The organism is Microbispora catharanthi, assembly GCF_006334915.2.
Lineage (GTDB): Bacteria > Actinomycetota > Actinomycetes > Streptosporangiales > Streptosporangiaceae > Microbispora > Microbispora catharanthi.
In genome coordinates, this window is sequence record NZ_VDMA02000008.1 from 219,123 (window position 1) to 231,942 (window position 12,820).

The 12,820-nt window shown below is 71.1% G+C and carries 11 protein-coding genes; 5 read left to right on the forward strand and 6 right to left on the reverse strand.

Annotated features, from left to right (window positions below; all coding sequences use genetic code 11):
• Window positions 1–148 precede the first annotated feature (148 nt).
• Window positions 149–3,160 (reverse strand): AfsR/SARP family transcriptional regulator, encoded by a 3,012-nt coding sequence (locus FH610_RS17595; RefSeq protein WP_139575527.1) that lies wholly within the window; start codon window positions 3,158–3,160, stop codon window positions 149–151.
• A gap of 226 nt (window positions 3,161–3,386) precedes the next feature.
• On the opposite strand from FH610_RS17595, the gene FH610_RS17600 reads away from it, so the two are divergent.
• A complete protein-coding gene (locus FH610_RS17600; RefSeq protein ID WP_139575528.1) occupies window positions 3,387–3,920 on the forward strand; it encodes a hypothetical protein in 534 nt (177 codons plus the stop codon).
• A 77-nt stretch (window positions 3,921–3,997) separates the two neighbouring features.
• Here FH610_RS17600 and FH610_RS17605 read toward each other — a convergent pair whose 3' ends face one another.
• Both FH610_RS17605 and FH610_RS17610 read right to left on the reverse strand, forming a co-directional pair.
• The gene (locus tag FH610_RS17605) at window positions 3,998–4,654 is read right to left on the reverse strand and encodes a GNAT family N-acetyltransferase (RefSeq protein WP_139575529.1); all 657 of its coding nucleotides are present in this window, start codon (window positions 4,652–4,654) and stop codon (window positions 3,998–4,000) included.
• A 182-nt stretch (window positions 4,655–4,836) separates the two neighbouring features.
• The gene (locus tag FH610_RS17610; protein WP_139575530.1) at window positions 4,837–6,402 is read right to left on the reverse strand and encodes an FAD-dependent oxidoreductase; all 1,566 of its coding nucleotides are present in this window, start codon (window positions 6,400–6,402) and stop codon (window positions 4,837–4,839) included.
• A gap of 72 nt (window positions 6,403–6,474) precedes the next feature.
• Here FH610_RS17610 and FH610_RS17615 point away from each other — a divergent pair, with 72 nt between their 5' ends.
• Window positions 6,475–7,113 (forward strand): TetR/AcrR family transcriptional regulator, encoded by a 639-nt coding sequence (locus FH610_RS17615; RefSeq protein WP_139575531.1) that lies wholly within the window; start codon window positions 6,475–6,477, stop codon window positions 7,111–7,113.
• 265 nt (window positions 7,114–7,378) lie between these two features.
• On the opposite strand, the gene FH610_RS44485 is transcribed toward FH610_RS17615, so the two are convergent.
• Entirely contained in the window at window positions 7,379–7,714 is a 336-nt protein-coding gene (locus FH610_RS44485) for a hypothetical protein (protein WP_240809048.1), read from the reverse strand.
• On the opposite strand from FH610_RS44485, the gene FH610_RS17620 reads away from it, so the two are divergent.
• The 3 genes from FH610_RS17620 (at window position 7,676) to FH610_RS17630 (ending at window position 11,303) form a co-directional block, all read left to right on the forward strand.
• Entirely contained in the window at window positions 7,676–9,412 is a 1,737-nt protein-coding gene (locus tag FH610_RS17620; RefSeq protein WP_420813722.1) for an HNH endonuclease signature motif containing protein, read from the forward strand. The genes FH610_RS44485 and FH610_RS17620 overlap by 39 nt on opposite strands.
• A 117-nt stretch (window positions 9,413–9,529) precedes the next feature.
• Window positions 9,530–10,288 (forward strand): glucose 1-dehydrogenase, encoded by a 759-nt coding sequence (locus tag FH610_RS17625; protein WP_139575533.1) that lies wholly within the window; start codon window positions 9,530–9,532, stop codon window positions 10,286–10,288.
• 16 nt (window positions 10,289–10,304) lie between these two features.
• Entirely contained in the window at window positions 10,305–11,303 is a 999-nt protein-coding gene (locus FH610_RS17630; RefSeq protein ID WP_139575534.1) for an LLM class flavin-dependent oxidoreductase, read from the forward strand.
• 48 nt (window positions 11,304–11,351) lie between these two features.
• Here FH610_RS17630 and FH610_RS17635 read toward each other — a convergent pair whose 3' ends face one another.
• Together FH610_RS17635 and FH610_RS17640 are read right to left on the reverse strand one after the other, a co-directional pair.
• Entirely contained in the window at window positions 11,352–11,738 is a 387-nt protein-coding gene (locus FH610_RS17635; RefSeq protein ID WP_079320359.1) for an SCO5389 family protein, read from the reverse strand.
• A gap of 96 nt (window positions 11,739–11,834) precedes the next feature.
• Complete coding sequence (locus FH610_RS17640; RefSeq protein ID WP_139575535.1) at window positions 11,835–12,791, reverse strand: ATP-binding protein; 957 nt, start codon at window positions 12,789–12,791, stop codon at window positions 11,835–11,837.
• Window positions 12,792–12,820 lie beyond the last annotated feature (29 nt).

The following is a 12,820-nucleotide window of genomic DNA, read 5'->3' on the forward strand; positions in this document are numbered from 1 at the left end:
TGGGCGCACCGGAAGGATCCGGGCCCCTGCGCGCCCAATGGCGACGGGCGGCCGGCCGGGCGGTTCCAGCCCCCGCAAGCGAAGAACGGTGATCGATGTGATCAACCACGTCCGGATGAGCCGGCTCGACGACGACCTGCGACTCGAGTCAGGTCTCGACCTGTTCGCGCAGGAGCGTGCGGATGTCGTCGGCCTCGGGCGAGCCGAGCCGGGTGAAGATGTCGAGGGCCTTGACCAGGGCCTGCCTGCCCCGGCCGGTCTCTCCGAGGCCCGCGAGAGCCTTGCCGAGGGCGGCCAGTGACTGCGCCTCGCCGTACGGGTGGGTGATCTCGCGGCTCACGGTCAGCGCCTGCTCGGCGTGCCGGGCGGCCTCCGCGAACCGTCCGGCGGCGATGAAGGTGGCGGCGAGCCGGTAGCAGACCCGCTGCTCCCAGACCCGCTGGTTGCTCGCGCGGAAGAAGGCCAGGCACTCGGCGTGGTGGACGACGGCCTCGTTGAGCCGCCCGACATAGGACAACACGTTGCCGAGGTGGTAGCGGGCGCGGGCCACCCCCGCGCCGCTGCCGATCTCGGAGAAGACCGCCAGCCCGCGCTCGGCCGCGGCGATGGCGTCGTCCGGCCGCCCGAGGCCCAGGTGGTCGCGGGCGGAGTAACACGACGCCAGCGCCTCGCCCGCGGGGTTGCCCGTCTCCCGGTGGACCGCCGTCGCCCGGTCGAACCATTCGAGCGCCTCGGTGTGGCGGCGCCGCCGGCCGGCGACGACCGCCAGCGCGTTGCACGTCTCGCCCAGCACGATGCGGTCGCCGGTCTCCTCGCCGAGCGTCCGCGCGGCGAGGAAATGGGCCTCGGCCTCGGCCAGCCGGTTCGCGCCGAACAGCACCCGGCCCAGCACGTAGCGGCAGCGCAACTCGCCGCGCCGCTCGCCGGCCCCGCCGGTCGCCGTCAGCAGGGCCGAGGTGCGCTGCTCGAAGTCTCGCTGGTTGGTGCCCGACTCCAGCAGCGGCTCCATCGCCAGCAGCAGGTCGGCCGCCGCGAGCAGGTCCTCGCCCGACGCGTCCTGAATCACGGCCGCCTGGGCCACGGCTCCGAACATGTCCTCGGACTCTGCCGACAACCAGGCCACGGCCTCGTCGGCCGAGGAGAAGGAATGGCCGCGCACGCCCAGGCCGGTGAGATTGTCCGCGATCGCGCTGCCCTCGTACGCCAGCCGGTGGGCCGCGCCCGCCGACGCCAGGTAGAAGCCCAGCAGCCGCCGCAGGGCGAGGGCGCGTGCCGCGGGCTCCTCGGCGTCCTCCGCCTGCCGCCGGGCGAACAGCTTGAGCAGGTCGTGGAAGCGATAGCGGCCCGGGGCGGGCGCCTCCAGCAGGCTGGCGTCGACCAGCGACTCGATTACGTCCTCGGCCTCGGCCGGGGTGAGATCGAGCACGGCCGCCGCCGCGAAGACCGAGATGCCCGAGCCCGCCGGCAGCGACAGCAGCCGGAACGCCCGCGCCTGCCGGGCGTCGAGCTGGCCGTACCCGAGGGCGAACGTGGCCGAGACCGCCAGGTTGCCGATCTTCATCTCGTCGAGGCGGCGGCGCTCGTCGGCGAGCCGGGGGACGAGCGAGGCCACCGTCCACGACGGGCGGGAGGCGAGCCTGGCCGCGACGATCCGCACGGCCAGCGGCAGGAAGCCGCAGGCGGCGACCACGTCCATGGCGGCGGCCCGTTCCGCCGCCACCCTCTCGGGTCCCGCGACCGCCGAGAGCAGAGACAGCGCCTCCTCGGGCTCCATCACGTCGAGGTCGACGAGCCGGGCCGCGGGCAGGTCGGCCAGTTTGCCCCGGCTGGTGATGATCGCGGCGCAGCCGGCCGAACCGGGCAGCAGGTGCTCGACCTGCTCGGCGTCGCGGGCGTTGTCGAGCAGCACCAGCATCCTGCGGTCGGCGAGCAGCGAACGGAACAGCGCGGAGCGCTCGGCCAGGCCGTCGGGGATGACGTCCATCGGGATGCCGAGGGCGCGCAGGAACGCGACCAGCGCCGTCTCGGGCGCGGTGGGCTCGGCGCCGTATCCGCGCAGGTCGGCGTAGAGCTGGCCGTCGGGGAACAGGTCATCGGCGAGGTGGGCCACATGGACGGCCAGGGTCGTCTTGCCCACGCCGCCGATGCCCGACATCGCCGCGATCGGCACGCCCTCTCCCGCCCCTTCCCCGCGGAGCAGCGCGAGCAGCCTCTGAACCAGGCCCGTACGTCCGGTGAAGTCGGGCACGGCCGCCGGGAGCTGCGCCGGTCTCGGCATCTCGATCGACGGGCCGGTCTCGGCCGTCGCGGGGTCATCGTGGACATCCTGCGGCGAGAGCCGTACGGGAGGGGGTGTGGGGGCGAGGGAGGGGTCGGCGGCGAGGATCCGCCGGTGCAGGTCGGCCAGCTCGGCGCCGGGTTCGATGCCGAGCTCCTCGACGAGCGCCTGCCGGGTCTCGGTGAAGACCGACAACGCCTCGGCCTGCCTGCCGCAGCGGTAGTAGGCCAGCATGAGCTGGGCGCGTAACCGCTCGCGCAGCGGGTGTTCCCCGGCGAGCGCGACCAGCTCGGAGACGATCTCCGCGTGCCGGCCCAGCTCCAGGTCGAGCTCCATGAGCGTCTCGACCGCGCTCATCCGGCGCTCGGACAGCCGGTCGCGCTGGTGCTCGGCGTACGGGCCGACCGCGCCGGCCAGCGGCTCGCCCGCCCACAGGCGCAGGGCCCCGCGCAGCCGCCGGGCGGCCTCCCCGGCCCGGCCCGTACGGCGGTCGGACTCGGCGGCGGCGCACTCGCGCTCGAAGACGGCCAGGTCGAAGCGGGCGGGGCCGGAGTGAGCGGAGCCGAGCCGCAGCGCGTATCCCCGGCCCACGGAGGTCAGCAGCCGCGGCGGGGTCCTCGGGGAACGGTCCGGTTCCAGGACGGTGCGCAGGCGGGAGACGTAGGTGCGCAACGCGCCGAGCGCGCGCGGCGGCGCGTCCCCGCCCCACACGCCGTCGATCATCTCGTCCGGCGTGACCGCGTGCCCCTCCCGCAGCAGGAGCATCGCGAGAATGGAGCGTTGCAAGGGCGTGCCGAGGTCGAGTTCGACGCCGTCACGCCAGGCCAGGACGGGTCCGAGCACGGCGAAGCGCAGGCCGTCCGCGGCGGCGTGATCAGGCATGGCACCTGTCTCCCAATGGCAAGATTTCCGACCAAATGATAGATCGTGTGGCGCGGCGGCAGTAGGACCGAGCGCGCCGGTTCAGTGTGCGTTCAGGTGCTTGAAAGCGGCCTGCAAACCACGGTGAGAGCACTGAAAGCAGCTTGCAGGCGGGCGGGCCTATCACTGAGGTGCAACCCCGACAGCACCCCGCATCGGGGGATCGTCCTCGAACAGGAGAACCGAAATGCGACGCTCCATCACCCTCGGTCTCGCCGCAGCCACCGCCGTCGCCGCCCTCGGGCTGCCGGCCCTCGCGACCGCCGCCTCCGCCGCCCCCGCCTCCGCCGCCTCCGCGTCCCACCACGACGACTGGGACTACGACGGCTGGTGGGGCACCTACTGGTCGAACAACCACCTCGCCAAGGCCAAGGGCTACGTCGACGTGAACTACGACGACGAGGAGTCGAACCGGGTCCACGTCACCGGCAAGCTGTACGACAACGACCACCGCACCTACAACCAGGGCGGCAAGTGCGCGTACATCAAGTTCCGCGTGTCGTCCTGGGACGACGAGGAGGACGACTGGTCCTCCAGCATCAAGTCGTACAAGTACTGCGGCGCCGGCGGCTACAAGCAGATCAACTTCTGGCGCTACGACGTCTCTCAGGTCCAGGCGAAGGTCTGCCAGATCGGTCTGCACAGCAGCTACCCCGTCAACTGCGGCTCCTGGCACGACATCTACAACGCCTACGAGGACGACTTCGGCTACGACGCCTGACGACCGTCCGCCTCCCGGCACCCCCCGCATGACGCGGCCCGTCCCTTCCGGGACGGGCCGCTCTTTCTATTGGGTGATCACGCTGCTTCCGATGCCGTTTCCAGGAGGCCCAGCCGCACGCGGAGGCGATCGCGTACGGCGGGCCACTCGGGACTCAGGATCGAGTAGTAGGCGGTATCTCGGACCGTGTCGTCGGCGCCTCGGCTGTCCGCTCGTCGCACACCGTCGAGGTGTGCGCCGAGGGCCTCGATGGCGACCCGGGATCGGGTGTTGCGTACGTCTGCCTTGAGGGTGATCCGGTGAACCTGCCAGGTCTCGAAGGCCAGGGAGAGCATCAGATACTTGCTCTCCCGGTTGACACCGGTGCCCTGGGCCGACGCGGCGAGCCAGGTGTACCCGATGTCCGCGACGGACGGGACCTCGCCCACCGCGCCCTTCGTCCCCGGCGGCCAGGGCATCGGGCCCTGCCAGTACTCCAGGTTCATCAGACGGGTGGCACCGACCACGCGGTCGGTGTGCAGCCACCGGATGGCGAAGGGCATCGTGCGGCCCTCCGCCTGCTCAGCCAAGGCGGCCTCCACGTAGGAGGCCATCTCATCCCGGCCAGCGGGAACGCGAGTGAAGGCGTATGTAGAACGGTCTTCACTCGCCGCGGCGACGAGGTCGTCGAGCGCCGCGAGGCTGAGCGGTTCCAGGCGCACGGAGCGCCCGGACAGGGTGACAAAAGCGGGCATGAGCACATGATGGGGGCTGCTGACCACGGCTGATACCAAATGACACGAGACATCTTGGCGGGGTATTGGTTAAGGGGTGCGCTCGGAGGAGAAACCGCAGGTCAGAGCGTTGATTCGGGTCCCGCTTGGTGGGCGGCCAGGGTAAAGATTTGGCCAAAGATCCACGATGTCCGGGGAACGGTTCAGCGGAGGGCGGCGGAGACGTCCGCGGGCGTGCCGAACCAGGTCTCCAGCGCGTTCGCGAGCCCCTCGGCATCGGTGGTGTCAGGGTCCTCCGCCCACGCGACGACGCCGTCCGGGCGGACGAGCAGCGCGCCGGGAGCGTGCGGGTCGCCTATCGCCGTAGTGACGGTGGCGATCCTGTCTCCGTAACCGTCCACCGCCGTGCCGCCGAGTCCGGATCCGCCCTGGCGGACGAGCAGGCCACGACCGTCGTGGAGGTGGTCGGCGAGCCGTGAGCCGTCCTCGAACTCGTAGTCGGGCACGCTCCGTCCCGCCAACGGGTGCCCGCTGTCGCCGGGCATGTCGTACCGCTGCCAGACGCCGGAGATCTTCTTCACGAAGTAGGTGGTGCCGGTGACCGTCCCGATCAGGTCGGCGACCACCGCCCGCGCCGCCCGCGCGTGGGGGTCGGGACGCATCAGGGCGATCTGGGCACGCGTCCAGTCGAGCACCCAGGCGCCGATCGGATGCCGCTCCCGCGTGTAGGTGTCGAGGAGCCCTTCCGGCGCCTGTCCGCGTACGACCGCCGCGAGCTTCCAGCCGAGGTTCACGGCGTCGCCCAGCCCCAGGTTCAGCCCCTGGCCGCCGAAGGGCGAGTGGACGTGCGCGGCGTCGCCGGCCAGCAGCACCCGGCCGAGCCGGTAGGTCGCCGCCTGCCGCGCGTTGTCCGTGAACCGGGTGACCGATGTGATCTTCTTGACGACCACCTCGGAGCCCGTGACGTACCTGACCGCCTCCTGTAGTTCCTCCGTCGTCACCGGTGTGGTCTTGTCGGCCCTGCCGGGCGCGCCGCCGTCGAAGCGTGCGACGAGGATGCGCCCCGGCACCGGCCCGTGGGAGTAGACCCCGGTGGGAGTGGCCTGCCAGCCCACGCCGAGGTGTTCGGTGCCCTCCATCTCCGCGACGGCCTGGTAGGCGGTGATCTCCGGGTCCGTCCCGGGGAACTCGAAGCCGGCCAGCTTGCGCACCGTGCTCCTGCCGCCGTCGCAGCCCACCAGCCAGCGGCCGTGCACCGGGCCGCCGGTCGTGGTGATCGTGACCTGCTCGCCGTCGTCGGTGAAGCCGGTCACCTCCACACCGCGCCGCACCTCGACTCCCAGCTCGGCAGCGCGTACGGCGAGGATCTGTTCGAGCTGCTGCTGGGGCACCAGGCCGATCTCGGCGGCCGGCCCACGGCCGGACAGCTCAGGGTCGTCGGCGTCCAGCCGTTCGGCGCTCAGCATCATCCCGGCGAAGTGGCCGGCGAACCTGGGCGGCGTCCGGCGCGGCCCTTCCGTGGAGGCCTGTTTGCGCATGAAGGCCTCCACGAGTTCCATCGCCCGCTCCTGCACCTCCTTCAGCGCGGGCAGCAGGCCCCGCCTGTAGAGCGCCTCCACGCTGGGCGTGTTGAGTGAGCCCGCTTTGAGTGTCGGGTCGATCTCGGTCAGCCGCTCGAGTACCACGACCGACGCCCCGCCCAGCCGCAGCTCGCAGGCCAGCATCAGGCCGACCGGCCCTCCGCCGGCCACAACGACGTCGTACGACATTCGTCCTCCCCGTAGTTACCGTTGCTATAAACTTACTGTCACTAAAAGTTTTTAGCAACTAGAGTGAGGTAGGTGACGGAGACCTTGGGGCTGCGGGAGCGGAAGAAGCGGCAGACTCGCCAGCTCATCTCGGACGTGGCCTCGGGCCTGTTCATGCAGCGCGGGTTCGACAACGTCACCGTCGCCGAGGTCGCCGAGGCGGCCGGAGTCTCGACCAAGACCGTCTTCAACTACTTCCCCCGCAAGGAGGACCTGTTCCTCGACCGCTATCCCGAGGCGGTGGAGCTGGTCACACGGGCCGTACGGGAGCGCGCCGAGGGGGAGAGGCCTCTCGCCGCCCTGCGCCGGCTGTTCCTCGGCATGCTCAGGGAAGGCCACCCGCTCGGCGGGATCGCCCCCGGATATGAGGTGTTCTGGCGGGTGGTCCAAGACTCGCCCGCGCTCAGGGCCCGGGCGAGGGAACTGGTCGAGGAGTTCGAGGGCGTGCTCGCCCACCTGTTCGCCGAGGCGGCCGGACGCGACCCGGCCGACCCGGCCGACCCGGCCCCGAGGCTCGCGGCCGCCCTGGTGGTCGCCGCCTATCGCGCCGTGTACGTCACCAGCATCGACAGGATCCGCGCCGGCGATCCCATGCAGGACGTGCTCGCCGACCGCATCACCCTGCTCGACCGCGCCCTGCAAGCCGTCGAGCGCGCCGTCGCCGCTTTCTGAGCAGCGCCTTCGGCGTTTTTCTGCGTAGCGCCTTCGGCGTTATCGCCCCTTTTTTCGGGTTGACCTGCTGCTCCAACTATTCGCTTCTGGCGGTTGCTGAGAGTGATGAGCAGGTGAAAGAATTCATACAGGTTTTCGAATTCGCTGAGGGGGTGTGATGGATCTGCCTGACCAGGATTCTGACCACCCTCGTCGTTCGAATGATGCCGTCGGGGACTGGTGGGATCGGCTGACCGCCGATTCCCCCCTGTGGTCGTCCGAAGGTTCACTCGCCCGCGAGCACTTTCCGATCATCGACCCCGAGCTGCGGCAGGACGCGGGTCGGGACATGGGCGGCGGTGCGTCCGGTGCCGGGAGCACAAGCACGGACAGCCCGGGTGCCGATGCCGCCGGCGCTGGTGATCGCCGAGCTCGGTCGTCGTGGGTGTTGGTGGGTTCTCTGCGTGAGTCGGCGCAGGCGTTGGCGTTGGCGGCGGTGCCGGACGATGTGGATGTCTGTCTTGCCGAGGCTGAGGAGTTGCTGTTCGCGCGGGATCGGATCACGTGTGCTCTTGCTGAACGGGTGGGGCGGGTGCATGGTGCGGGGCAGGCCAAGCAGCATGGGCATGCCTCCACCCGCAGCTGGCTACGCACCGCCGGAGGCATGAGCGTCGCGGGTGCCGGGCGCCTGCTCACGCTGGCGGTGGAGTTGGCGCGTCTGCCCCGAGTGCGGGAGAAGTTCGCCGCCGGGGACTTGGCGGCGGGGGCGGTGGAGGCGATCTGCACAGCCACCGCACAGTTGAGCGATGAGCATGCGGGGTTTGCTGAGCCGATTTTGCTGGAGCTAGCGGGTAAGGCAGGGGCGGCGGAGGTGGCCAAAGCCGGGCGCTATCTGCGTGCGGTGCTGGACCCCGATGGGGAGGAGCGGGATGAGCGGGCGGATTATGGGCGGCGGTTTTTGAGGGTCCGCCCGACCAGGGGTGGGGGCGTGGAGGGGGAGTTCTACCTGCCGCGTGAGGCGGCCGCCCGGCTGCGGGCCCTGCTGGACGCCTACGCCAAGCCGCGCGCGGAGGGGGACGACCGGCCGTTGCGGGTCCGGCAGGCGGATGCGTTCATCGCGTTGCTGGAGCAGAAGATCGCCGCCGAGCTCCTGGTCCTGGTCACCGCCGAATCCCTCCCCACCGACCCTCAACACGCTGACGCCCAACCCGCCGACCCCGGCACCGACCACCCCGGCACCGACCACCCCGAAGACATTGACGACGCCCAGGACGCCCAGGACGCCGAAGGCGCGGAGGGTGTCGAGGCCGACGAGGACGGCCGGGACAGTGAGGGTGCCAGCGCCACCGGCGACATCGGAAGCGCTGACGACCCCGGCGACGTCGACAACACCGTTGCCCCCGGCGATACCGGAAGCGCTGACGATCCCGGCGACGTCGAAGATGCCGGTGGCAGTGCCCTCGGCGAGATGGGCGGCCCCGGCGACGTGGGCAGCACCGGCGCTGCCGCACCTGCCCAGGATGAGGGCCTGTGCCGTCTTGCCGACCCTGCCGACCCTGCCGACCCCGCCGACCCCGCCGACCCCGCCGACCCCGGCGACTGCGGCGACGCCGGGGCAGATGCAGGTTCATCTTCGCAGGCAGCGCGGCCTGATCCTCCTCCCGAGGATGCCGCTGCGCATCACGCCCACGCGGGGCATCAGCCTGCGGGGGACTGCCGGCATGGGCAGGGCACGTGTGAGGGCCACGGCCACGAGCATCGGAGGCAGTGCGAGGGCGGGTGCGGGTGCGGCGGCGACGCGCGGTGCTCGTGTGCGCCGGGGACACCGGGATCGGAGTGGGGCGTGCCAGGGAGGCCACCGGGAACAGCGCCGGGGACACCGGGAACAGCGCCAGGGGCGGTGCTGGGGGCGGCGCCGGGGGTGTTGCTGGCGACCGGGCAGATGCTGCCGGTCTCCAGTGTGCACCGCCTTGCCCGCACCAGCAGCCTGGTCCGCCTGGTGATGGACGCCGAAGGGCAGGTGCTGGACATGGGCCGCAAGGTCCGCCTGGCCACCCCCGCCCAACGCAGGGCGGTGTTCGCCCGTTACGCCACCTGCTGGATCGACGGCTGCCCACTGCCCGCCACCATGTGCCAGATCGACCACGCCGACAACTGGAGCAGCGGCGGGCTCACCGACCTGAAGCTGCTCGGACCGGCCTGCCAGTTCCACAACCGCGACCGCTACCGCCACCCCGACCGCTACACCCGCCGCAGAGCCGGCACCGACCGCTGGGCCTTCACCTACCAGCCGACCCACATCAAGCGGCTACGGATCTAGGCGAGCATGCGCCGACACCTGGCTGTCCTGTGACACGGCTGGCTGTCCTGTGTGACACGGCCGGGAGGATGACTCGGAGTAAGTTGCTGTGATCGAATCGGGGTGAGGAGGCTGGCGATGTCACGGTTCATCGGGAAATTCGCGGTGGTCACCGGCGCGGCGCGGGGGATCGGTGCGGCGATCGCACGCCGGTTGGCTGCGGAGGGTGCGGCGGTGGCCTGCGTGGACCTCACAGCTGACCGGTGCGCCTCGATCGTGGACGAGATCACCGTCACCGGAGGCAGGGCGGTCGCGTTCGGCTGTGACGTCTCCGACGGCGCTCAGGTCGAGGCGCTCGTGCCGGGGGTGTTGAACGAGTTCGGGCGGATCGACGTGCTGGTGAACAATGCGGGGCTGACTCGCGACAACCTGCTGTTCCGTATGTCGGAGGAAGACTGGGACAAGGTCGTCGACGTGAACCTCAAGAGCGTCTTCCTCATGAGCCGGGCCGTCCAGAAGCACATGGTGGAGCAGCGGTCGGGAGCGATCGTCAACCTGTCGAGCCGGTCGGCGCTGGGAAACCGGGGACAGGCCAACTACGCGGCGGCCAAGGCGGGCATCCAGGGGCTCACCGCGACCATGGCGATCGAGCTGGGCCCGTTCGGCGTCCGGGTGAACGCGGTCGCGCCGGGCTACGTCGCGACGCCGATGACCGAGGCGACGGCCGTGCGACTGGGGGTGACGCCGGAGGAGCACCAGGCCACCATGGCGCAGGCCGTGCCGTTGCGGCGGGTCGGCCAGCCGACCGAGGTCGCGTCAGTGGTGGCGTTCTTCGCCTCCGACGACGCGTCGTATGTCACCGGCCAGACGCTTTACGTCAACGGCGGCCCCCGGTAGGGACGCGGCCGCGAGCATGAGGATCGGCGTCTTCCTCGTCGCGGCGGGCTTCCCGGGCATGGCGCCCGGGGACGTGCTGCGCAGCACGGTGGAGGCGATCGAGGCCGCCGAACGGGCCGGGTTCGACGACGCCTGGATCGCCGAGCACCACTTCATGTCGTACGGCGTCTGCCCGTCGGCGGTGACGCTGGCGGCCGTGGCGCTGGGCCGGACCTCGCGGATCACGGTGGGAACGGCGGTCAGCGTGCTGTCCGCCCAGCATCCGGTCGCGTTGGCGGAGCAGGCGGCGATCCTCCACCACGTGTCGGACGGCAGGTTCCGGCTCGGCGTGGGGCGTGGGGGTCCGTGGCTGGAGCTGGAGGTCTTCGGCACCGGGACGGCGAGGTTCGAGCGGGGTTTCCCCGAATCACTCGACCTGCTGTGCACGGCACTGGACGGCGGTCCGGTGGCGGGGGGCGGCGAGTTCTTCCGCTTCCGGGAGGTCACGATGGTCCCGCAGGCCCGGATGTCGCCGGTCGTCGCCTGCACGTCAGACGGCACGGTCCGGCTCGCCGCCGAACGGGGACTGCCCATGCTTCTCGGCATGCACATCGGCGACGAGGAGAAGGCGGAGATGATCGCCGCCTACGAGGCGTACGCGACAGGCCCGGCGGCGCACATCGGCGCCGCGCTCGGTCACGTGGCGGACACCACCGAGCAGGCCATACGGGAGATGCGGGAGTCGCTGCCGCGCTGGCTCGGGCCGGGATTGGCCGGGTACGTCCCCGTGGACGGCCGGCCGCCGCCACGACGGAACATTCCGGAGTACGTGGACCTGCTGTGCCGGATCCATCCGGTGGGCTCGGCGGAGCACTGCGTGGAGAAGATCACCACCACGGCGGCGCGGACCGGGCTGCGGCATCTCATCCTGATGGTCGAGGGCACCGGAGACCGTGCGCGGACGCTGGAGAACATCGCACGCCTCGGCGCGGAGGTGCTTCCGGCCGTGAGACGGCGAGGGCCGGGGGCGGCGTGAACCGGAGCGCCGCCCCCGGCCGAAGCCGGCCCGATCAAGCCGGCATGGTCAGCAGTCGACCAGTTCGGGGCTCTGGTTCAGGATTTGCGCGCGGGGGGTGACGAACTCCCGGTAGGCCTCGGTGGCCTCCGGGCGGAACACCGCGACACGGTGGCAGTTCTGGAAGGCCAGCCGTACGCCGAAATGCCTTTCGAGGGCGCCGCGCATCGCGTCGCTGGCCAGGCAGCGCAGCAACTGACCGCGAGCGGCCTCGTCGGGCGGCGGCACCTGGTTGTCGGCGAAGTCGGCGCCGGACCGGTCCCGCCGCTCGACCAGCGCGGTGATCGTCGCCCAGGCGTACGGCAGTGAGTCGCGGACGCAGGCGACGAACGCCGCGTCGTCCACCTCACCGGCGCGGGCCTGGTCGAGCAGGTCGTTGGACACGGACAGCGACATGAGCTGTTCTCCTCTCGGCGTCTGCTCACAGAGCGGGGACGCAGTTGACGGTAGATCGAACGCCGCGGGCCTCCATCTGGCGCGGAGGCGACACGTTCATGAGGTGGCGACGGCGGGGCCGTACACGAAGCCGGGGTCGATCTGCGCGACCAGGTCCTCTCCCGTCGCCCGGTTGGCCCACGCATGGGCGTTCCTGATGTGGAACTCGGCCGCCTGCCTGCCGAACTTCGGCCAGTCCTTGGGCTGCGCGTCGAGCCGGTCGAGCATGGTGGTGAGTGCCAGGTGGCCGGCGGGCTCCAGATCGTCGAGCGTGAACGGCCGGCCCTGCTCCATGCCGCGGATGGCGGGGGAGTGGCCGAACCAGGTCAGCAGGTCGTCGCCGACGTGCTCGCGGAGGAAGTCGACGTCCTCCGGCGCGTGGACCTTGTTGCCCACGACGGCGATCTCGACGTCGAACCCGGCGGCGTGGTCGCGGTACTGCCGGTAGACGCTCACGCCCTGACGGGTCGGCTCGGCGACCAGGAAGGTGAGGTCGAAGCGGGTGAACAACCCGGAGGCGAAGGAGTCCGCCCCCGCGGTCATGTCCACCACGACGTACTCGCCGGGGCCGTCGACCAGGTGGTTGAGGTAGAGCTCCACCGCGCCCAGCTTGGAGTGGTAGCAGGCGACGCCGAGGTCGTCCTCCTCGAAGGGGCCGGTGACCATGAGCGAGACGCCCTCGACGGAGCACGACGGGAAGAACGGGTCGTCCAGCCGGACCAGCCGCGAGCCGCGCCCGGGTGGGGTGGTCTTGACCATGGACGCCGCGTCGCGGATCAGCGGATTGTCGCCGCGCAGGTAGTCCTTGATCTCGGCCAGCATCCCGCCCAGCGGCGGCGGGTGCTCGGCCGCGTCCACGGCCAGGCCCACAGGCAGGCCCAGGGCCAGGCCGAGGTGCTGGTTGATGTCGGCGTCGATCGCGACGACCGGCCCCCTCCTCGTCGCGTACCTCGCGAACAGCGACGACAGCGTGGTCTTGCCGCTTCCGCCCTTGCCGACGAACGCCACGCGCATCCTTACCCCCGATCAGAAATGAAAACCGT